At 43.5% G+C, this 22119-nt stretch carries 22 protein-coding genes and 1 rRNA gene; 11 read left to right on the top strand and 12 right to left on the bottom strand.

Annotated elements, in window-relative coordinates:
- Positions 1 to 120 precede the first annotated feature (120 nt).
- Positions 121 to 236 (top strand): 5S ribosomal RNA (gene rrf, locus V7R42_RS13660).
- Between the two features lie 151 nt (positions 237 to 387).
- Here the strand turns inward: rrf and V7R42_RS13665 are convergent.
- The 9 genes from V7R42_RS13665 to V7R42_RS13705 form a co-directional block, all read right to left on the bottom strand.
- Positions 388 to 918 (bottom strand): acyloxyacyl hydrolase, encoded by a 531-nt coding sequence (locus V7R42_RS13665; protein ID WP_334020825.1) that lies wholly within the window; start codon positions 916 to 918, stop codon positions 388 to 390.
- Positions 919 to 1055: 137 nt separating this feature from the next.
- On the bottom strand, positions 1056 to 1886 hold the full coding sequence (locus V7R42_RS13670; protein ID WP_334020826.1) for a substrate-binding periplasmic protein: 831 nt from the start codon (positions 1884 to 1886) through the stop codon (positions 1056 to 1058).
- Entirely contained in the window at positions 1873 to 2166 is a 294-nt protein-coding gene (locus V7R42_RS13675) for a hypothetical protein (RefSeq protein WP_334020827.1), read from the bottom strand. Before V7R42_RS13675 ends, V7R42_RS13670 begins: the two co-directional genes overlap by 14 nt.
- A 54-nt stretch (positions 2167 to 2220) precedes the next feature.
- Positions 2221 to 5310, bottom strand: a complete 3090-nt coding sequence (locus V7R42_RS13680) for an error-prone DNA polymerase (RefSeq protein ID WP_334020828.1) — start codon at positions 5308 to 5310, stop codon at positions 2221 to 2223.
- 36 nt (positions 5311 to 5346) lie between these two features.
- Positions 5347 to 6834, bottom strand: a complete 1488-nt coding sequence (locus V7R42_RS13685; RefSeq protein ID WP_334020829.1) for a Y-family DNA polymerase — start codon at positions 6832 to 6834, stop codon at positions 5347 to 5349.
- Positions 6834 to 7586 carry a recombinase RecA gene (locus tag V7R42_RS13690; RefSeq protein WP_334020830.1) on the bottom strand — a complete coding sequence of 251 codons (753 nt, stop codon included), beginning with the start codon at positions 7584 to 7586 and terminating at the stop codon, positions 6834 to 6836. The genes V7R42_RS13685 and V7R42_RS13690 overlap by 1 nt, the downstream gene beginning before the upstream one ends.
- 247 nt (positions 7587 to 7833) lie before the next feature.
- Positions 7834 to 8346, bottom strand: coding sequence for a hypothetical protein (locus tag V7R42_RS13695; protein WP_334020831.1), 513 nt, complete (start codon positions 8344 to 8346; stop codon positions 7834 to 7836).
- Between the two features lie 2 nt (positions 8347 to 8348).
- Entirely contained in the window at positions 8349 to 10100 is a 1752-nt protein-coding gene (locus V7R42_RS13700) for a DUF885 domain-containing protein (protein WP_334020832.1), read from the bottom strand.
- 39 nt (positions 10101 to 10139) lie between these two features.
- Positions 10140 to 10475, bottom strand: a complete 336-nt coding sequence (locus V7R42_RS13705; protein WP_334020833.1) for a DUF1820 family protein — start codon at positions 10473 to 10475, stop codon at positions 10140 to 10142.
- 187 nt (positions 10476 to 10662) lie between these two features.
- Here V7R42_RS13705 and V7R42_RS13710 point away from each other — a divergent pair, with 187 nt between their 5' ends.
- Positions 10663 to 12300: a M28 family metallopeptidase gene (locus tag V7R42_RS13710; protein WP_334020834.1), complete on the top strand. Its 1638-nt coding sequence runs from the start codon at positions 10663 to 10665 to the stop codon at positions 12298 to 12300.
- Positions 12301 to 12362: 62 nt separating this feature from the next.
- On the opposite strand, the gene slmA is transcribed toward V7R42_RS13710, so the two are convergent.
- Together slmA and coaBC are read right to left on the bottom strand one after the other, a co-directional pair.
- The gene (gene slmA / locus V7R42_RS13715) at positions 12363 to 12950 is read right to left on the bottom strand and encodes a nucleoid occlusion factor SlmA (RefSeq protein WP_012516568.1); all 588 of its coding nucleotides are present in this window, start codon (positions 12948 to 12950) and stop codon (positions 12363 to 12365) included.
- A 115-nt stretch (positions 12951 to 13065) separates the two neighbouring features.
- Positions 13066 to 14286 carry a bifunctional phosphopantothenoylcysteine decarboxylase/phosphopantothenate--cysteine ligase CoaBC gene (coaBC, locus tag V7R42_RS13720; protein WP_334020835.1) on the bottom strand — a complete coding sequence of 407 codons (1221 nt, stop codon included), beginning with the start codon at positions 14284 to 14286 and terminating at the stop codon, positions 13066 to 13068.
- 208 nt (positions 14287 to 14494) lie between these two features.
- Here coaBC and radC point away from each other — a divergent pair, with 208 nt between their 5' ends.
- The 9 genes from radC (at position 14495) to mutM (ending at position 21534) form a co-directional block, all read left to right on the top strand.
- The gene (radC, locus tag V7R42_RS13725; RefSeq protein ID WP_334020836.1) at positions 14495 to 15172 is read left to right on the top strand and encodes a RadC family protein; all 678 of its coding nucleotides are present in this window, start codon (positions 14495 to 14497) and stop codon (positions 15170 to 15172) included.
- 92 nt (positions 15173 to 15264) lie between these two features.
- The gene (locus V7R42_RS13730) at positions 15265 to 15621 is read left to right on the top strand and encodes a hypothetical protein (RefSeq protein WP_334020837.1); all 357 of its coding nucleotides are present in this window, start codon (positions 15265 to 15267) and stop codon (positions 15619 to 15621) included.
- Positions 15622 to 15714: 93 nt separating this feature from the next.
- On the top strand, positions 15715 to 16404 hold the full coding sequence (locus tag V7R42_RS13735) for a YjbF family lipoprotein (RefSeq protein WP_334020838.1): 690 nt from the start codon (positions 15715 to 15717) through the stop codon (positions 16402 to 16404).
- Positions 16404 to 17153: a capsule biosynthesis GfcC family protein gene (locus V7R42_RS13740; RefSeq protein WP_334020839.1), complete on the top strand. Its 750-nt coding sequence runs from the start codon at positions 16404 to 16406 to the stop codon at positions 17151 to 17153. The genes V7R42_RS13735 and V7R42_RS13740 overlap by 1 nt, the downstream gene beginning before the upstream one ends.
- Positions 17150 to 19252 carry a YjbH domain-containing protein gene (locus V7R42_RS13745; protein ID WP_334020840.1) on the top strand — a complete coding sequence of 701 codons (2103 nt, stop codon included), beginning with the start codon at positions 17150 to 17152 and terminating at the stop codon, positions 19250 to 19252. The genes V7R42_RS13740 and V7R42_RS13745 overlap by 4 nt, the downstream gene beginning before the upstream one ends.
- 337 nt (positions 19253 to 19589) lie before the next feature.
- Positions 19590 to 19826, top strand: a complete 237-nt coding sequence (gene rpmB, locus V7R42_RS13750) for a 50S ribosomal protein L28 (RefSeq protein ID WP_014947757.1) — start codon at positions 19590 to 19592, stop codon at positions 19824 to 19826.
- An 11-nt stretch (positions 19827 to 19837) separates the two neighbouring features.
- Positions 19838 to 19993, top strand: coding sequence for a 50S ribosomal protein L33 (gene rpmG / locus V7R42_RS13755; RefSeq protein ID WP_012516577.1), 156 nt, complete (start codon positions 19838 to 19840; stop codon positions 19991 to 19993).
- Between the two features lie 266 nt (positions 19994 to 20259).
- On the top strand, positions 20260 to 20724 hold the full coding sequence (locus V7R42_RS13760; protein ID WP_334020841.1) for a hypothetical protein: 465 nt from the start codon (positions 20260 to 20262) through the stop codon (positions 20722 to 20724).
- Positions 20725 to 21534 carry a bifunctional DNA-formamidopyrimidine glycosylase/DNA-(apurinic or apyrimidinic site) lyase gene (gene mutM, locus V7R42_RS13765; RefSeq protein ID WP_334020842.1) on the top strand — a complete coding sequence of 270 codons (810 nt, stop codon included), beginning with the start codon at positions 20725 to 20727 and terminating at the stop codon, positions 21532 to 21534. It abuts the gene before it with no gap.
- A gap of 18 nt (positions 21535 to 21552) precedes the next feature.
- Here the strand turns inward: mutM and coaD are convergent, their stop codons facing one another.
- Positions 21553 to 22041, bottom strand: coding sequence for a pantetheine-phosphate adenylyltransferase (gene coaD, locus V7R42_RS13770; protein ID WP_014947760.1), 489 nt, complete (start codon positions 22039 to 22041; stop codon positions 21553 to 21555).
- Between the last annotated feature and the right edge of the window lie 78 nt (positions 22042 to 22119).

Raw genomic sequence — 22119 nt, forward strand, 5'->3', positions numbered from 1 at the left:
TACGGCGGGTTTTTTGCTTTATATAGAAGCTACAGCATTTTATATATGCGAGCTCACAAAATTTAGTGAAGTTGATAGCCATCAGCTTTACGCAGTAAACACTACTGCAAACCAGTTTTTCCTGGCAGCCATAGCGATACGGTACCACCTAATTCCATCTCGAACTTAGAAGTGAAACGTATTAGCGCCGATGGTAGTGTGGGGTTTCCCCATGTGAGAGTAGGACACTGCCAGGTCCCAATAAGAAGAACCCGCCTTACGGCGGGTTTTTTTTCACCAGAAACAAATAATGGGGTCAGAGTACATTATTACGCTAACACCAGAGTGTAGTCATACATTTGTTCTATAGTGTCGTTAAATCAAAAAATCTACTCTGACCCTATTTCTTTAAAAGTGGTATGCGTACGATAAATTTAGAAAGTCTAGCCCAGGGTTGTCGTTATTAAAGCCACCGTTAGAAAAGTGCATGTAGCGCAGTGCCACATGTTGTTTTTCGTCGATCTCTACAAATACACCTAACCTATCCTCAAATTGATAGTTAGATCCTATATCTTTACCGGCAACTTTCTGATTACCTATGTAGCTAGCTCCAATGCCAGCTTCTATATAAACAGGGTACTTGTCATAAAGAGTCGATATTTGTTTCATAAATACAGGTGTTAACGATGCTCCGTAGCTTGTGCTATGTGTATCATTTTCACCATACTCCCACATTACAGCACTGACTTCCCAGTAAAGCTTTAGATCACCAAACCAATCAGTAGTTAGCGTTTGTTCAACTGGTCTGTATGCGAAGCGCACACCATCAATGTCATCAAACCCGTGCATATAGTCTACACTTACGGTTTGTTTTGCTTGCACGCAATTCGTGGCAAAAATAATAATAAAAGAAAATAAAAGTAGTGATGCCTGTTTCATAGTTGCTCCTTGATTTGATAATCAACAAGCAAAAAATTATCCAACCAAGAAAGTATTGTAATTTCAGTTAGATAACGAAGCGTGTATACTGGATGGCTGGCGTTCAACAGTGTAGTTTACTGACATTATTGAAGTTTTTACAAAGGTTTCCAGCGCTTATCTGCACTAATATTCTGCTCTCTCATCAAGCGCTCTATCAGTTGCTCTGTATCTTCAATACCGTACTTAGCTTTGATTTCATTTATGCTATCAGACTCTGACAGTAAAAATGCATTAAGCTCAGCAATGATTTCGCGATGCTTTAAGGTTGATAGAGAAAATGATACAACGTTGTGAGGTAAGGTTAAGTCAGTGGTAAATGGTCCGATTTGCGGGAAGCGGCGAATAACGTTCTTGGCCGCATTGTATTCCACATCTAAAGCATCCACTTTATTATTTTGTAGTTTCCTAAGACCATCGTAAACACTGTTGACGCTTGTAACTTTAACAGCACCGTTTCTAATTTGACGCTTCCACTTTACAGGAGAAAACCCGTTTGGCGTGGCAAGTTGAGTTACGTGGGTAATTCCTTTACCGCGATTAGCTGTTTTAACCAAGGTAACGGCGAATGTTTCAGCTAGCGGCTCAGAATACACTTTATTAATGCTGTGGTTTATTTCAGCAGACCATCTGGGATTGTCAGGGAAGACAAAGTCTACATTGCCTTTTTTCATTTCTATTTGAAGACGTTTTGCGGGCATGCTCAAGTATACAAAACGATGTCCGCTTTGCTTTGAAAATGCTTCTAAAATAGCCCAGCCCAACCCCTTTTCATGATCCGAAGAAAAGTTGTAATACGGGTAATATTCAATGTCTTGAGCACCTACGATATAGGTGTCGGCAGAAACCAGAGAGCTTGAAATTGTGCTGGTGAACAGTAGTGCCATCATTAGCACAAAGCGACGAATATTATTTTCAAGCCTCTTCAATTTTTAATCCTTGTTCTTGTAAGAGCTTCTGAGACAACTGCTCAAAGGGGGTTATGCTGAATGTCGCAATTATACTATCAACTAATTCGGGATTTGAGGATATGAACTTGTTAAGTTCACTAATAATATCTTTATGATAAAGTGTAGATAAAGAAAAAGGAATTTCATTGTGTGGAAGCGTTACATCTAACGTAAACGCGTTTTGCTCATAAGGTAGATGTGCTGAGCGCTGGCTAACAAGATACTCCAAGTCTAATCTATCTGCACGTTCTTGGTACAAAAATGAATCACGAGTCTATAAACCATAATTTATCGTTTTATGGGTGTAAAATATTCAGTGAAAATCTCTTGAACTTAATGACAGCTTTTCGAGCCAAGACGTACGGTCAATAAGTTTGCCCGCAATGATATGAATAACTCCCTCTTTTGAACGTTCGATAATACCGTTAACTTGAAGAAGCTTAGCTTTTAAAAAGGTTTGTTGTTGAGCGCGCGCCGTGGCTTGCCATACGACAACATTCATATTGCCAATATCATCCTCCAAAGTCAGAAAAGTAACGCCTGCGGCAGTGCCAGGTGCTTGACGACCAGTTACGGCTCCAAGCACTTTGACAACCGATTTATTGGTCTTGTCTTTAAGTGAATTAGACCAGCTTATATCTTTCAGCTTATGCTGCTTCTTGAGTAAAGAAATAGGGTGGTTATGTACCGATAAACCAGTCGAAGCATAGTCTTCAAGTAAGTTTTCTGCCTCAGAAGGCGTAGCACCAAGCGGCGTGACATTTTTATCTGCATAAAAATTGTCATTATCAAACAGTGGTAAACGCGTTTGGGTATCCATAATTCGCCAGCGGGTTTCATACCGATTGCCTGAAATAGTGCGAAGGGCATCGGCGCTGGCCAGTGCCTCTAGTTCATTACTTTTAAGCGATAGCTGCTGTAATTGTTCAACATTGGTGTAGCTTTTGTCTGAACGGTTTTCCACGATAAGCTGAGACGATACTTCACTTAAGCCTTTAATAAGCTTAAGACCAAGCTGAATGTATTTTTCTTGACCTTGTACCACTAGAGAGTGCTCAACGTCAGACTGGTTAACACAGGGCGCCTCTACCCGTATGTGGTGACGCTTAGCGTCTTGAACTAACTGGGACGGGGAATAAAACCCCATGGGCCAGCTATTTAACAGCGCTACGTAAAACTCAACGGGAAAGTAAAACTTCAACCAGCAAGACACATAAGCTAATACTGCAAAAGACGCTGAGTGAGATTCAGGAAAGCCGTAACCTGCGAAACCTTTTATTTGTTCAAATAAGTTGTGGGCGAACGCACTGTCATAGCCTTTATCCGTCATACCTTTAATGAGCTTGTCTTTGAACTCATAAATTCTGCCGTCTTTTTTCCAGCTCGCCATTGCGCGACGCAGCTGATCGGCTTCTCCGCCACTAAAGCCAGCTGCAACCATAGCAAGCTGAATCACTTGCTCTTGGAAGATAGGCACACCCATGGTGCGAGACAGAACTTCCTCCACATCTTTAGATGGGTAGCTAATGGTTTCGTTTCCGTGTCGGCGTATCAGATAAGGGTGAACCATATCACCCTGAATCGGACCTGGCCTTACAATGGCTATTTGTACGACCAAATCGTAATAGCGACGAGGCTTTAGCCTTGGCAGCATAGACATTTGAGCCCGTGATTCGATCTGAAAAACGCCTACTGTATCGGCACGGCAAATCATATCGAAAACCTGTTTGTCATCTCCAAGCTTAGTAATGAACGGAATACTGGTTTCAATAGAATATTGTTTGTTGATAAGAGAAAATGCACGGCGTATAGCGCTTAACATTCCCAATGCCAATACATCGACTTTCAATAAACCTAACGTTTCAATGTCATCCTTATCCCACTGAATAATAGTACGCTCTTCCATTGCGGCGTTCTCAACAGGTACAAGGTCGTATAGCGGCCCTGCGCTAATAACAAAGCCGCCTACGTGCTGAGACAAATGTCGGGGGGTACCCAATAAGGCTTCAGTAAGGGTAATTAACTGCTGTACTCTAGGCTCTTCAGGATTTAGTCCAAGCTCTGCCAGCTGAGATTTCCACGGAATAACGCTGTCCCGTCGATTAATTTGCTTTACCACAAAATCAAGCTGCGACTCGCTAAAGCCCAGCGCTTTGCCCACATCTTTGAACGCCGATTTAAAGCGATAGCAAATAACTGTAGCGGCGATAGCGGTCCTTTCCCTGCCGTATTTTTGATAAATATATTGAATAACCTCTTCACGGCGCTGATGCTCAAAATCCACATCAATATCGGGTGGTTCGTTGCGCTCTTTGGAAATAAATCGCTCGAACAGTACACTTATTTGCCTGGGATCTACGGCAGTTATTTCTAGGCAATAGCACACTACGGAATTGGCCGCAGAGCCACGCCCTTGGTACAAGATTCGCTGTTTTTTGGCAAATTGCACAATGTCGTAAATGGTTAAAAAGAAATACTCGTATTCTTGTTCGGCAATCAGTTTCAGTTCTTTTTCTATGGTATGGCGAATATCAGGGGGTATACCTTCAGGAAAGCGCACTTTTATGCCGGCTTCTACGCGTTCCCGTAAATAAGACGTAGGCGTGTATCCTTCAGGTACAAGCTCTGCAGGGTAGTGGTAGCGCAGCTCTTCTAAAGAAAAGGTGAATACATGGGCCAGCGCATTGGTATTGGCAATCCATTTTTCAGGGTAAAGTTTCTTAACTTTTTTAACGGTGCGCAGACTACGCTCTGCATTGCTCAATGCGTCCCGACCTATTTTGTCTACACTGGTGTGCACGTTAGTAGCATGCAATACATGTTGAAGCGGCAGTCTGTCAGCGTGATGCATGAGTACACCTGTACAGGCAATAACAGGGAAAGGATAGACAGACTGCAGATGATTGTAATGTGCAAATCTCTGGTGATCCCGCCCGTCTAATAGGCGCTGAGCGCCAATATAGGCATCAATGCTCGGGTGTTTTTGCAGCCATTCAGCCCAATGCGTGTCTTTAGCTTCTTTGCCACTTGGTAACCAAATGAATTTACAATGGCGAATGGTACGTAAGTCCCACTCAGCCAGCTGGTATTCACCTTTTTCAGAGCGACGTCTCGCGTTAGTAATAATTCGACACAGTTCGCTATAGGCCGCTTTGTTCGGGCACAGCAGCACAAAAGATAAAGTGTCATCGAATACAAAATAACTACCCACAATAAGCGTAATCGGTAGACTCTGATGCTTAATTTCATCGAAAGCCCGTACCACACCTGCTACTGAACATTCATCGGTAATGGCAAGCGCGTCGTAACCAAGGAAAGAAGCCGTGGTAACCAGCTCTGCGGGGGAAGAGGCGCCGCAAAGAAAGCTATAATTGCTTTGGCAAAAGAGCTCGCTGTATTTCATGATACTGCCTTTACCTTTTTCTTTAACCGCATACCGCTAGCAAAAAAGGCCCTGCACCCACCAGCTACTCTCTTCATCTTTAAACACTAAAAGCCTTACGCATTGCTCAGTTTGGGCGATAAAATAATCACGCTTTGTTGGGCTGTCATGCCACCACTCGCTGTGTAATCGCACAGGGCCAAAGCAAATTTGGGTAGCCTGAATAAGCGGTTTAGGTACATCAAAGGTGAAGGTGGGCGTAATGTCACTGCTATAAGCATAATTACCAGTGCAGTGACCGGCGCTCGACTCCGTCACCGTCATATATTCAAACTGATGGCTGTCGGCAGCGTGAGGTTGAAACGTACTGTTATCGCCTAACTTCGCGTTTAAGCGCCCAACTAATTGTTTCTGTGCAATATCATTAAATCTATCACTAAAAAAATCGCCATTTTGCGTGTCTATTTCTTCAAACTGCTGGCAGGTAAGTGCAATGGCTGTGGCTGGCTCAGGCAACACCAGATTCTCCGTTCTAAGACTAAACAACGGCAGCCAGCTTTCTACGGAAGACTGAGGAAGCGCCGAACGTATATTAATATCCATTACAGGCGCTTCTCTGAAATGGATATGTACACTGATACTGGATGTATATAAGTTTCTTGCCCGTAAATAGTGAGACAAGTGCTCAAACTGCTGGGTGACAAAAGGTGTTAGATGCTGCGTGTTCTCAATATCAAAAGGCAATAGGATAAAGTTATCGAAGTGCTCTAAAGGCCTAAATAACGTAACGCGCGGAAAGGTTTCTCCTCGTAACGAAGTAAGATATATAATAGTGTTATTGTCAAAGCGCCGCCCCAGCTCTTGTACCGGCATGGCCAACAGCTGTTGTACACGGGTAATACCCACCCTTGCCAACGAGTCAGTAACCTTAGGTGATAGAGCAGTAATAGAAAGCGGGCACGTACTTAGCGCTTTTTTTACGTCATCGGGTGTATGTAAGTAGGTATTAAGCTTATGAAGCGCTAATACTTTTGCGGCCTCAATTGTCCATGCGCTAGCAAAGTGATAGCGAATATCTGCTTCAGCAAGTGCTTGAGTTAAGGTTTTCCACAGTGGCGCATGACCGCCATAGTAATGAGTTAGGTTATCTAGCCTTACTGCTAGACCGCTTACACTATTTGAGTGCATGTGGTTATCTAATACGATGTCAGAAGCCAGCGGATAAAGCCGATGGGCCAGCTGCGTCAGCATATGCCTTTCGACTTCTTCACTGAAAGGTAGAATATGCACGTAAGGACATAGCGCCGCCGCTTGAGCGAGTCCGTGACCAATTTCAATGCCTTCTTTTTTCGCAATATCATTACACTGCGTAATTTTGTTGGTTTTACTGCAATACACAGCAATGGGAGTATTCGACGGTAATGACGAAGAACTTCCGTTAGATTCGCCTCTAGACCCTTGTCTGGGTGCACGTTTAGTTTTAGCCGCTTTGATGTAGCTATCTAAAGTAAGTTGATAACAGTAAATATAAGCCCACAGCATCATTAGTTCACAGAATGTAACGCCTGGTCGGAAAGCGTGTTGTGTGCCATGGCCCATTTAATGGCGTGATTGTCGGGGGTCCACCGATGGGAAATAACAATGTTATCTTTGGGCCACCCATGACGCTGCTTACGTATGTTCACCGCCAAAGCGTGGGGTTTACCTTTTAGCGCGATATCCAAAGCAATGGGTAATGCACTGCCGCTTTCATTCGACAGGTTGGCTTGTGAATCGCTTCCCATGTCGGCCTTTGGATAACCTAACTGTGATGCCTGCTGTTGCGGTGGGGTATATAGCAAGCACAGTGCATCGTTATGGGTTGCCGCTACCTGTAGGCGTCGCGCTTCTTTTGGATTTACAGCATTACTCCACAGCACTACGCAGTGGCAAGCCGTACTTTTTAAACATTGCTCTGCTGCCCACAATGACTCTTGTTCAGAACGTGTTTTTACTACCAGCACTTGTTGCGCTTTAAGCCCCAGGTTTTCTAACCACGGCGACTGTAGTAGCCCGGGAGGGTTAATAAATACCACCAGTTTGTGCGTACGATGCTGGCAAATAACCCGTTTAAAAAGTGTAAGCTCACCCACGCCAGTTAATGAAGAGATACGGACAAGGCCTATAGATGCAACGCCACCGTTAAGCGCTTTATCCAGACGCGGAAAACCCAGCGAAAACTTAGCTTCACTTTGCTTCTGATCTCTGGCCCGCCAAATATGTGGGTGGTTGTTAAGCACGGATAACGATTTGTTCATGGCACTCAAAATAAACTGTATTTTTATACAGTATTATAGTGCAGCAATAACCCTTTTCAAGACAAAAGGTTTTTGGCTTGTTGTTTTAAGCGCTAACTTACTGATTAGTTTGAAAAGGTAAAAGATTAAACTTTTAAAAGCGTAGAGTTATGGACTAGGGTCGCTGACCTTACTATATAGCAAAGCGGGCGACCCTGTCATACAGTTAGCGCTGCATCAGCGCTAACGAGGGGCGTAGAGTATGATGTTACTCTTCAGATGATGGTTCTTTTTGAGCCTTTGCTGTCGTGCCGCTTACTGTTGCTGTAACGGTTTGGCAAAAAGCAATAAATCCATCGGCGGTATTTTTTGCCCACACCATTCGAACGTTGCTAGGTAGAGCCTTTACCACTTCACGAATTTCCTCAAGGGTGACTTCTTCATTAAGCAGTATCTTATTAAGTGACTCCTCAAATGACATCCCTTTTTCACAACAGGTCATGACAATAGTTGAAAAGTTGCGCATAAGTGGGTGTAGCGCATTGTATTGAGCTTGGTCGATGAGGCGACTTTTATAGGCGCTTTCAATACGCGCAGTAAGGTTTTTTTCCAACGCATCTGTAACAAGAATAAGATTGCGATAAGCATAAGCAACCTTGTTGCTGGTTTGCTTATTCGAGTGGCGCACCAGCGCCAGCTCTTTTTGTAAATTCTGCGCTCGCAGCACAAAGTAAATTAAAAACAGGATAAGTAATCCAATAATACCAAATGCAACGACCATGTTTATTGTGCCTTCTGTTCTTCTATAAATATGTTGATATTTTGTTCTAATATGAAAAGAGGAACTGAGCCGTTTTCTAACACCGCACGGTGGAATTTTCGCACGTCAAAACGCTCTCCTAACGCTGCCTCTGCTTTCTTGCGAAGGCCTTTAATTTTGATTTCCCCAATCTTGTAAGACAAAGCTTGCGCTGGCCAAGAGATATAGCGGTCTATTTCAGTATTTACGTTGTGTTCTGAAAGTGCGGTGTTTTCCATCATATAGTCCACCGCTTGTTGGCGGCTCCAGCCCATCGTGTGCATACCGGTATCAACAACCAAACGACATGCTCGCCACATTTCGTAGCTCAAGCGGCCGAAGTTGTCGTACGGCGTTTCATAAATACCTGCTTCAATACCTAAAAACTCAGAATACAGACCCCAGCCTTCACCAAAGGCTGAAATATAGGTGTTACGACGTACCATAGGCAAGTCTGCAAGCTCTGCTGCCAATGATATTTGAAGGTGATGGCCAGGCACGGCTTCGTGCAAGGTCAGTGCAGGCAATGCATATAAAGGGCGCTTATCAAGGGCATAAGTGTTTACCCAGTAATATCCTGGTTGATCATCGCGGCTAGGGTGGATGTAACGACCTGTTGTGTATTTGGGCGCGATAGCATCTGGTACAGGGGCTACACCGTAGGGCGTTCTTGGTAAATACTCAAAAAGAGTAGGAAGCTTTGCGTCCATTTTCTTTGCAATAAACGACGCTTCTTTTAGTAAATCTTCTGCGCTGGAGGCATAGAATTGCGGGTCTTCGCGTAAAAACGTAATGAAGTCGTTAATGTCGCCATCAAAGCTAAGCTCATTCACAATTTGCTGCATTTGCGCGCGAATGCGTTTTACTTCAGAAAGGCCTAAATCGTGTATTTCCTGAGGTGTCATATCTGTGGTGGTGTAATGCTTTGCTCTATTGGCGTAATACGCCACGCCATCAGGCCAGTTGTTCGCGGCAATATCTTCACGGGCATTAGGGATATATTCCTCTACCATGAAGTCGTAAAACATTTGATACGCAGGTAGCACACTGTTGTTTATTGCTGCTTTGCCTTGCTCTGCTAGCGCAGCCTTTTGCTCGACAGTAAAGTACTCAGGAAAGCGGGTAAATGGAGAATAAAAACCACTGTCCACTGCATTTTCAACAACGTACGACGCTACTGAGTCTTCAAACCCTTTCAGCACGATTTTAGGCTGCGTGTAGCCTTCCTTTAGCGCCTGCTTCATATAAGTAATTTGCTGGTCAAAATAAGGCTTAAGCGCGTTTAAGCGACTAATGTAAGCTTGATAATCTTCTACGCGCTTAAAGGTTGATAAATTGGGAAGCGAGGCCATAGCACCATGAAAGCCATATTCTGAGTTAATAGGCACCAAGTGCGCGCGATAAGTATATTCATCCACATAGTTGGCTAAACGGTATTGCTGCATTAGCAAAGCAATGTAAGCGTCACTAGAGATATTGTCTTTTTTATACTGACTCAAGGCTTTTTGAAATGCACGCCATTGTTCATTTTGTGCTTTAAGTGCTTCGGGCGAAATATCGGGTAGCACATGAGCGAGGGAGCTATCGCCTTCGCGAGAAGCCAAAAGCGGGGAAACCGAAAGCTCGTACTGCCAAATATCATCAAGTAGTTGATACAAGCTTTCATCGTCAAGGCTCTTTGCAGATGCACTAATGCTGCAAATAAATAGCAATGCTGCTAACAGATAGCGATACATAAGGATCTCCGGTAACCTTCACCGGTTAGAATCCGGCGGCTACTCTTTCGTTGGTGTATATATTGGACTAGGGAAAGCCGTTACTTTATCAGATTTATTTTCTAATTTAGTAATTTTGGCTGTTCCTTTTTTACGTACAGCGTCAATGCGCAAAACGTTGTGCATAGGAACATAAGTTTTTGTTACTTCAGAAAATTCGGTTTTTAACCTTTCATGGGAAGGATCGACAACCACACTTGTGTGGGTATCCCACACAAAGTCACCTATCTCGATAAAGCCAAACAAAGTGCCTTGCATAAGGGTTTTTACATACAGTTCATAATGCTCGCCATTGCTGACAAATTGAACGCGGTATAGGATATCGTCTTTCGACATAGGTGCTGCTCTTCACTAAAAACATAACAATATCCGGAAACGAAGCCGGAATGTAACTAACAATTTTACCTTGCTCTTAAAATGCGAGCAACGGTAGGAAACACATGGTAAACGTAAGCAGTTTAATGGCATTCCCCCTATTAACTGCGTTACCATGATGCACACTTAGTTATATGGTGAAACTAGAATGATAAAAAAACTCCTTATAGGCAGCGCAATGACAGCAATGACCTTTGCTGCTACTGCCCACAACCACGCCTCGACAGAGAACATTTTTAACCCTGATACACAACGAATTAAATCTCACCTGTTTTTTTTAGCAGATGATTTGCTTGAAGGTCGTGACACCGGCTCTCGTGGCCATGAAATTGCGGCGCTTTACATTGCTACCGAATTTGCTAAATATGGTTTAAAGCCAGCGGGTACAGACGGCTACATGCAGAACGTATCGTTTCGCAAAGCTAATCTGCTTCAAGAATCACCCAAGTTTACTTTCACGCAAAACGGCGAAACCGTCGATTTTGATTACCCGAAAGACTATTTAGCGAGCCCGAGTTTGCTTAGCACTGATGCCAAAGTAAAAGGCGAAATGGTGTTTGTAGGCTATGGTATTGTGGCTGACGAGCTATCTCACAACGATTACAAAGACTTAGATGTAAAAGGTAAAATTGTCGTCGCACTAGCGGGTAAGCCAAGTGACTTTCCATCTGAGGAGGGCGCTCACTTTGCGTCTGGCTACCAAAAACAAAAGTATGCGGTAGACAATGGCGCTATTGGCATGATCACTATCACAACGCCTAAAAATGAAAAAGTACGCCCTTATCAAAGCCGCTTGAACTACATCCATACGCCGCGTATGGCATGGTTGAACGACAGCGGTCAGCCTGCGAACAGCTTTTCTCAGCTTAAAGGTGGCGCTTACATGAGTGAAGGCGCTGCGCGTAAGTTATTTGAAGGCGCAGAAAAGAGCCTTGGTGATGTTTATGCACAGCTCGAAGCAGACAAAGTGCCACAAGGCTTTGCGTTAAACGGCGTGGTTGATATCAGTAAGACGAGCGTACACGACACCATCACAAGCCCTAATGTTGTGGGTGTACTTGAAGGTTCAGACCCAGAGCTTAAAAACGAGTACGTGGTTTTCTCTGCTCACTCTGACCATATCGGTTTTGCCAAGACCGTGAAGAAAGACAACATTAACAATGGTGCCATGGACAATGCGTCTGGTACGTCAGTGATGTTGGAAACTGCACGCCTGTTTAGCGAAATGGAAGAAAAGCCAAAACGCTCAATTCTGTTCGTGTCGGTAACGGGTGAAGAGAAGGGCCTGCTAGGTGCAGACTATTTTGCTCGTAACCCAACCGTACCGGTTACTTCAATGGTGGCGAATGTAAATCTAGATATGCCAATTTTGACTTACGAGTTTGCAGACGTTATTGCGTTTGGCGCGAACCACAGTGATTTGCAAGAATCAGTGGAAAAAGCGGCGGCGAATGCCAACATTGAACTAAGCCCTGACCCATGGCCTGAGCAAGCGTTATTCACTCGCTCAGATCACTATGCGTTTGTAAAGCAAGGTGTGCCTTCAGTGTTTATGGTACCGGGTCTTAAATCTAAAGATCCGAACGTAGACGGAAGCAAGGTGTTTGGCCAGTTCTTATCTACGCACTATCACAAACCTAGCGACGATATTAATCAGCCATTCAACTGGAATGCAGCAGAGACTTTCACTAAGGTTAATGCGCAAATTGGTTGGACCCTAGCAAACCAAGAGAACAAGCCTAAGTGGAACGAAGGTGACTTCTTTGGAAATACCTTTAGCAAGTAACCCACACTTATAAGGTTAAAAAGCAGCATTTCTATGCTGCTTTTTTATTGCTTGTATTGGTTTTAAACGAACATTTGCTTGAAAGCAGCCCATTGTTCATTGAACTGTTCCGTTGGCTTACGCGTAAATCCACTGCGGATAAAGCCATTAATACGGCCATCGGTGTAGCAAATCATCATGTTGGCGATAATCGCTTCATCTGCAGAAAGTGTTTTACCTTCGCGTAGCTTGCGTTCTCTTAGCACTTGTTTAAGCTGCGTTTCTAAACGCTCGAAAAGCTTTGCTATGCGCGCGCGCAATCGGTCTTGTTCACCCATTAACGCATCACCATTTAATATTCGAGTAATACCCGGGTTTTTCTCAGCAAAGCCCAAAATAAGATGAAGAATAAGCTGACAGCGCGTAAGCGAGTCTTTCTCTTCATTCACAATCTTATTGATGCGCGTGAAAAGTGTTTCTTCAATAAACTCGATAAGCCCTTCAAACATTCGCGCTTTACTTGGAAAATGACGGTAAAGTGCCGCTTCAGACACTCCCACTTTTTCCGCTAGTTTAGCAGTAGTGATACGTTGACCTGGGCTGGTTTCTAACATTCCAGCAAGTGCTTGCAGAATTTGAGCTCTGCGATTTGTTTTTTTGACAGCAGGCATGACGAAAGTAATTCCTCCGCTACCGAGTTATAGCAACTCGAGATCCATGTTAAGTTGGCTTACACCAAAGCGTTTATATTTATTGTTTTTATTATCGACACTTAATAAGTATCTGTTAGGTTTTATTGTTTAAAGCGTAGCGCTCTGCAATAAGTGCAAGTAATTGACCTGCTAACTCGTTTTTGCTGGTTGCAGGTAATCGTTTATCGCCACCTTGCCATATAACATGCAGAGCATTCTTATCGCTATTAAACCCCAGACCTTCAGCAGTAATATCGTTAGCCGCAATCATGTCTAACTTCTTTTTGGCTAGCTTTGAACGCGCGTAATCTTCTACATTTTGGCTTTCAGCTGCAAAGCCAACACAAAATGGTCTGTCTTGGCTGGTGGATATAGTTGCTAGAATATCAGGGTTTTTAATAAAAGTAAGTGTTAACTCATCACCTGTTTTCTTAATTTTATCATCGGCAACGCTCACAGCCTTGTAATCCGCAACGGCCGCCGTACTAATAAATATATCAGTAAAAGGTTTAAGCTTTTGACAAGCACTAAGCATTTCATCTGCGGTAGTGACATTAATACGGTCACACTGGCTGGGTGTTTCAAGTGACACAGGTCCTGCCACTAGAGTGACATTTGCACCAGCTTGTACCGCAGCATGAGCAACAGCAAATCCCATCTTTCCGGAACTGTGATTCGAAATATATCGCACAGGATCTAAAGGCTCTCTAGTTGGTCCGGCAGTTATCGTTATGTTCTTTCCCGATAACACTGAGGACTGGGATAAAACGTTTTTCTCAGCGTCATTTATTGCATTGGCAATATCTACGGGCTCAACCATTCGACCTGAACCCACATCGCCACACGCCTGTTCACCGCTAGCCGGTCCAATATAAGTTACGCCGTGTTCTTTTAAAATATCAGTATTGCGCTTTGTTGCTACCGCTTTCCACATTTGTTGATTCATCGCGGGAGCGATAAACAGTCTAGCGGTTGTTGCAAGATATAGTGTAGTTAGCAAGTCATCCGCCATGCCATGAGCAAGTTTGGCGATAGTGTTCGCGGTTGCGGGGGCAATAAGTAAGATATCGGCCCACTTTGCCAATTCAATATGCCCCATAGCAGCTTCAGCAGCGGGATCAAGCAGCTGGCGATGCACAGGGTTTCCTGACACAGCCTGAAGCGATAATGGGCTAACAAACTCTGCTGCAGAGTCGGTGAGAACAACGCGCACGTTTGCGCCTAACGCAGTAAGCTTGCGCACAAGATCAGGGGCTTTATAAGCGGCAATACCGCCAGTAACACCTAGCAAAATATTTTTGTTAGCAATAGACATAGAAGAACACAAAACCTTGAAATTAGCGTTAGCCTACCATGGTGGCAAAAAATCGGATAGTTGAACAAAAGCAAGTCTTATTTAGGGCGTGACGTTTAACCAACATCCGAATATGTAACAAGTCATAATAAACCCGTCTTTTATACAGTCGTTTCTTTGCAACCATTCATCTATAAACAACCTATTATAGAATAGTCGGACGAGACTGATGTCGATAAAAGTATGGCCAAAGAATGAAAGGCCAAGAGAAAAGTTATTGCTCAATGGGGCTGAAAGTTTAAGTGACGCAGAGCTCATTGCTGTCTTACTGGGAAAAGGCGTAAAAGGAAAAAGTGCGGTGTCTGTGGCACATGATCTTCTCAACGAGCTAGGCTGCTTACGAGGTGTGGTAACAGCAACGAAAGAACGGTTTGCTAAAATAACGGGGATCGGACCTTGTAAATATGCGCAGTTTCAAGCGGGCTTCGAAATATTTAAACGCAATTTAGAAATTAAACTAACGCGTCAGGACGTATTCAACAATGTAGACGACACCAAGCGTTATTTGCAGGCAAAGCTAAGAGACTGCGAGCGAGAGAAGTTTGCTCTTTTAATGTTAGATAGTCAGCATCAGCTTATTGCTTTTCGCACTATGTTTAACGGTACGATTAACAGTGCTGCAGTATATCCGAGGGAATTGATCAAACAGGTTATGATCGATAATGCTGCCGCGATCATATTAGTGCATAATCATCCTTCAGGCGTTGCTGAGCCTAGTCATGCGGATATTCGACTAACCGCTGAGATTAAAAGCGCAATGGCATCGATCGATGTGCCAGTTTTAGATCATTTTGTGGTTGGTGATAAAGAAACTGTTTCATTCGCTCAGCGAGGCTTGTTAAGATAAGAAATCTAAGTCATTTTTCGATTATAATCTAGTCAAATGGTTAAAAATGATTTAGCATGTCACAAGTAGGTAATTTTATTTAAAGGACTGTTATGAAAAAGTCGATCATTGCGTTATTCGCTTCTGCTCTTGTTGCATCAGGAGTTAGCGCACAAACATCAACTGATAAAAGTGGTGGAATTTTTGCGCTAGGTGATGGAGTCACAAATACTGAAAAGGTAGTGACTGGAGCTGTTGTAGTTGCTGTAGCGGCAGCTGTTATTAACAACAACCGTTCTAATTCGTCTGGAGGACCAGGTCCTGATACTCCAACTTGTGAAGGTGATGATCCATTAGTAGATGGTGTATGTGTTGGTACAACTAATACTGTTACTGTGACTACTTCTGGTACTGGAACTAATACAATCACTGTACCTGTTACATTTACTTACGCGCCGACTGTACAGTAAATTTAAGAGTATTCAAAAAAGCCGCTTTTTTAGCGGCTTTTTTTATTTTTACAGCAAATCTTAATTGTTTTTAGTTTTTGTCGGCGTATCTTAATGAAACTACACATTCTATCAGTCATTGTTGGCTTTCTTTGTCTGTCTCTCTCAGGGTGTTCTACAACGACGCTCTCCTATTACAATACGCTTAAACTCGCTCTGAAAGACCGCTCGGTAGCTTATACCGTTGATGAGATCGTAGAGAGTAAGGCCGATCTTATGCAAATTAAAGCGGGTGAACGAGACGTAGCATCTCTCGCATTAGCTTATATTGATGGTGATAAGTACAAGTGGGTATCGGGTGATAAAGTTATTTTCACTATGCATCACGGTATTATCGTAAAAACTGAGGGTTTAGATAACGACCTCTTTTACACAAGCAATTTGCAGCATAATCCGCTAGCTACGAATGATGTTTTGCCTTTTAACTGGAAGCGTAAAGTTGACGTCGCATCAATTGGTTATGGCGTTCCAGTGGATTCATCATGGCGAATAGTTGGAGAAGAAACCCATGACTACCTCGGCTTTTCCGTTCCCGTTATTAAAGTTGTTGAAACTGTAGACTTTTCAGAATACACCCCTTTTATTGATGTGGGTTTGTCTTGGGAAAATACCTACTTCTTGCATAAACACACAAAAGAACTATTGGCCTCGAAGCAACAGTTCAGCCCAGAGGGAGACGTATACAACATGGTTTATTTAAGCCGCGTTGTGCGTCAGATGAAGAAACAAGGAGTAACGCAATAATGAAGTTTTTTTGTGCATTTTTTATTGCTTTGGCTCTTATTACATCCCCAAGTTTGTACGCTAATGACGGTATTGTGAGCGTGAGGGTGAACAAGCAGACCTATCAGTTCGACCGACCAATCAGGTTATCAAGTGTATTGTCTATTGTGGCAGACGGTGGCGACTGGTATTGGCCTACAGCTTCTGCGTTTGATTTAACCAATCCAACAGCTGAAAGAGAAAAAGAGATAGCACTATCGCAAATAAGAGAACTGTTGTTCAGTTTCGATAAAGGTTCAGACACCCACAAAGCGCTGCAAAACCTCTTCGATCAAGTATCTTCATGGACGGTGTCTACGCGTATAGATATGCCTATTTCTTACAACCGAGCTAGATTGTTCTTCGAAGACAACCCGATGTTCCAGCCGGGTAAGTATTGGATTCGTCTGAACGGGCGTCCTAACGTAGTGCACTTCTCGGGTGCGGTGATAAAGCCCGGCGCTTATCAGCATCAAAGTGATACCTCAATTTACACGGCTGCTCATACAGTAAAAAAGGCGGTAGATGCAGACAGAAGTGTTGTCTATGTTATTGATCCAATGGGCAATATAGAAGAAAAGGGTATTGCTTACTGGAATTTAGACTTTGCTCAGCTTATGCCTGGTAGTCAGGTTTATGTGCCTATTTCTTCAGAACTTTTCAGCAATAAACTTAAGCAATTAAATGAGCGCGTTGCCGCGTTAGCAGTACATAGGGTTTTACCTCAATGAGTGCGCCACTACTATCTAAGAAAAAAACACTCGCGCTGGTAATTGGCAGTGCATTATCTTCTACCGCGCTTGCCGATACCCAAATTCGAGTAACGCCTTCGCAAATGGTGCAAGGCGGTAATGGGCTTATACAAACGCCAACAGCGCGCATGCGAGACGAAGGCGGCATGGCCATCAACTACACCGACAATGGCGAATACCGTTTCTGGTCGGTGAATATTCAGCTTTACGATTGGATGGAAGCGACCGCTCGCTATACCGATGTCCGTACACGCTTATATAGCCAAGTCGATTCGTTCAGTGGCGACCAAACCCTAAAAGACAAAGGTTTAGACGTTAAATTCAGGTTATGGAAAGAGAGTTATTACCTACCTGACATCAGTGTTGGGTTGAGAGACTTCGGTGGAACAGGCTTTTTTGAAAGTGAATATGTAAACGCGAGTAAATCCGTTGGTCCATTCGATTTCCACTTAGGCGTAGGCTGGGGTTATTTAGGTACTGCAGACGATATCACTAACCCATTTTGCAAGATTAAAGATAGCTTCTGCGAACGCCCTGGCGGGTTCTCAGGCCGTGGTGGTAAGGTCGATTACGATCAGTTTTTCAAAGGTACAACAGCGTTCTTTGGTGGCGTAGAGTATCAAACACCATGGGAGCCGTTAACGCTTAAACTAGAGTTTGAAGGTAACGATTACTCTCGTGATAGAGCGGGTCGTCTAGAACAAGACTCTCGCTGGAACGTGGGAGCGGTATATCGCTATAAAGACTTTGACTTCTCTTTAAACTACCAACGTGGAAACACCATTGGTTTTGGGGTGACGTATCGCTTCAATATGAATACTGCTTCGCAGATTAAATTCGACGATGCGCCGCGAAATTTGATGGGAAGAAATGCCCCGTCAGATATTAAAGATGTGAACAAGTCTCGTCTTTACAACGATCTTTATCGCTCTGGCGGCTTCGCCTTATCTGATGCTGAAATTAAAGAGGATAGCGCGATCTTCTACGGAACGCAGGTTATGTATCGCGATCAAGATGAAGCTATCGAGCGTATGGGACGCGTTGCGGCTTCAGAGCTTCCGGATAGTGTTAAAACTTATCATATGGTAGATAATAGCGCGGGCATTCCAATGGTTGATACCCAAATAGATGCTGAAGCCTTTATCTCTGCCGCGCGATACGAATCGGTAGACGCCGAAATAACAGAAACCTACATAAGAACGTCGCCTTCAGATGACGTGATGAAAGCCTACGATCCTGAAAATACATCCGGATTTTTCTATAGCACCGACTTCTTTTTCACTCAATCATTTGGCAACCCAGAAGACTTCTATCTTTATCAAATGGGATTAATGTTAAACGGTGGTTATACGCTAAATGAAAACTTCTCGGTGATAAGTAGCGCGCGAGTAACGCTTCTTGATAACTTCGATAAGTTTAATTATCTTGTCGACGGTGAAGAGGTGTCGTTACCTCGCGTGCGTACGCGGGTCCGTGAGTATGTGTCTGAAAACAACATAGGATTAGATACCGCGTATTTAAACTACAAGGACAGTATTGCAGAAGATCTTTATGCTCAAGCGTACGCTGGTTATCTTGAAACCATGTTCGCAGGCGTCGGTGGTGAAATTCTCTATCGTCCTGTCGACAGTAACGTTGCATACGGCATAGATATAAACTACGTCAAGCAGCGTGATCCTTATAGCCAAACAGGCTTAGAGGATTACGATGCAATAACCGGTCATGCAAGTGTTTACTGGCAGCCTGAATTCTTAGACGGTACGCAAATTACGGTAAGTGCTGGCCAATTCTTAGCCAAAGATAAAGGCGTGAATATCGATTATGCGAAGCGTTTCGATAGCGGTATTATTGTTGGCGCGTATGCGGCATTCACGGACGTGTCCTCTGAGGAATACGGTGAGGGAAGCTTCACCAAAGGCTTCTATATCTCGATACCAACTGATCTGTTTTTACTAGAGCCAACGAAAGGTCGCGGATTATTCCCATGGGTTCCGATTTCTCGTGATGGAGGTCAGATGTTGCGTCGACCCACTCGTTTAATTGATCTTACTGAAGTGAAGTCACCGTTTTATGACTAAATAGAAACGCGTCACGCTTGCGTGGCGTTTTTTTCGTGCGCAGATATCTTAGATGCTGCAATGCGAATGTAAAATTAAAGCGTAGATTGCGTATTTATTCATAGCCTAACTGCTTAGGGAAAAGTACAATACGGGCCGTGAAAAATGAGAGCTGGTAGTTTTTCGAGCAAAAAAAAGCCAAAAAGTAACCTTTTTGTACTTTCTTATTGAAATGATCCTGCCTTTGCTGTATAAAATGCGCCCTCTAATTTATGTAATACGTCATTTGACCCAACCACTGTTTGAGCGCTTGGGATTAACTGACGCGACAGTTATCGTTGTTCTGGAGACAAATACAATGTCAAGAGTATGCCAAGTAACAGGTAAGCGTCCAACGGTTGGTAATAACCGTTCACACGCAAGAAATGCGACTCGTCGTCGCTTTTTGCCAAACCTTCAAACACACCGTTTTTGGGTTGAGAGCGAAAACCGTTTTGTAAAACTACGTTTGTCTGCAAAAGGCATGCGTATCATCGATAAGAAAGGTATCGATTCAGTACTAACTGACATCCGTACCCGTGGTGAGAAAATCTAAGGAAGCCAACAATGCGTGATAAAATTAAACTAGTTTCTTCAGCAGGTACAGGTTTCTTCTACACTACTGATAAAAACAAGCGTAACATGCCTGGCAAAATGGAGATCAAAAAGTATGATCCCGTTGTGCGTAAGCACGTTATGTTCAAAGAGGCCAAAATCAAGTAATTAGCTTGCTTTTGTCTCCACGAAAACCCAGCCCTTGCTGGGTTTTTTGCTTTTTGAAGAAGATATTTCTACTTCATCACGTCACGATCCCACTGGATCCCACATTCGACGAACCACGATCTCTTGTGTTTGCCTTGCGATCACTGCTTTCTCCCACTAACTTTTTTCCAGCAGGTCCTAGGTTTTCTTTGAATTGAATTAGCTTATGTATTGGCTAGGTATTACTATATTCCTAATTTCAGTACTCATATTTAACGGAAAGTCAGGTGGCTAGAATTTCTCAGCGAGCAATGAATAACGTGGTCATTATTGCCATGCTTATCATGATTGCATTGTTCAACTTAGACAGTCTTGTACCTAAGAAGGACGTTGTTCAATCTCGCAGCCTGCTACCTGAAGACGCCTATGTGCTAAAGATAGAACATGACGGTTATAGCTTAGAGCGAGTAGGGCAGCAGTGGCGTCAGTCAGGTCATAGTGAAGCTCTCCCTATCATGCCGGATGTACAGTTTTCACATTGGCAACGGGCAGTGCTGGAACCTGCCAGTAATGTTCCTGACGTGATTACCACCATGCAGCCTCATATTGTCGTCATATGGCTCGCAGGCAAGAATAACGGTAACGTTTACGCCATCTATCCGAATACATCACCTGTAGTGATCAAATATGAAAATAATTGGTACACATTAGCCAACACTGAACTTGATAATCTTTTACCTTGGATACTGTAAATGCCTGAATTACCAGAAGTTGAAGTAAGCCGCTTGGGCGTTTCTCCGCACCTTATTGGCAATATCATCACACAAGTTGTAGTGCGTGAGCGAAGAATGCGCTGGCCCATTCCACAAGAGGTAGCGAGAGTTGAAGGGCAAGAAGTTATTACAGTTAGGCGTCGCGCCAAATATTTACTTATTGAAACGGCCAAAGGTACGTTAATTCTACACTTAGGCATGTCGGGCAAATTGCGCGTTATCGAAGCGTCGATACCAATTATTAAACATGACCATGTAGACATTGTTTTAAACACAGGTAAGTGCTTACGTTTTAACGACCCAAGGCGCTTTGGTGCAGTGCTATTTCAGGCTCCTGATACCCAAATAGACTTGCTTGATAATTTAGGCCCTGAGCCGCTTACAGACGATTTTGATGAAAAGCGATTATTTACCTTGTCGCGCAATCGAAAGGGCCCTGTTAAAAACTTCATAATGGATAACGCTATTGTGGTAGGTGTAGGAAACATCTACGCAAACGAAGCACTATTTCTAGCGGGTATAGATCCACGAAGAGCGGCGGGTAACATTAGTGCAGCGCGCTACCAGTCGCTAACTGTAACTATAAAGCAAGTATTGGCTAAAGCCATTGAACAAGGCGGTACAACATTAAAAGACTTTGCGCAAACCGACGGTAAGCCTGGGTACTTTGCACAGCACTTGAATGTGTATGGGAGAAAAGGCGAGCCTTGTGAAGTGTGTGGCAAGGCTATTGAGAGTAAAGTTATTGGGCAGCGAAATACGTTCTTCTGTACTCACTGCCAACGTTAGTATACTTACTATTGGCGCTTAATCTTTCTTGCTCAACCTGTCTTTTAAAGCTTTCTCAACAACTGGGTGACAAAAGCCACTCACCGCACCGCGGTGAAGGGCGACTTCTTTTACTAGGGTGGACGAGATAAAAGAATTCTCCTCAGCAGGAGTAAGAAAGACACTTTCTAGCTTGGGGTTTAAACGGCGGTTCATGTTAGCGAGTTGAAACTCGTATTCGAAATCAGAAACTGCGCGTAAACCACGAATAAGAATCGTGGCATTTTGTTCGTCAGCAAAATCAGCCAATAAACCAGTAAACCCTACCACTTCAACATTTGGTAAGTCAGCGGTGACCTTTTTTATCATTTCCACGCGTTCTTCTAATGTAAACAGTGGCTTTTTACTAGGATTAGAAGCTATCGCTACAATTACATGAGAAAATAACTGAGATGCGCGTTCAATAAGGTCAGCGTGGCCGTTAGTGATCGGATCAAAAGTACCAGGGTAAAGGGCTCTAGTGTGCATAAAGTCGAATCTTTTCGTTGTAGAAGGTTTATGTGTTCAACGTGGCTAATGTAACACATTAATAGCTTATGTTGAGTG

The organism is Alteromonas sp. S015 (assembly GCF_036864485.1).
In the GTDB taxonomy this organism is placed as follows: Bacteria; Pseudomonadota; Gammaproteobacteria; order Enterobacterales; family Alteromonadaceae; genus Alteromonas.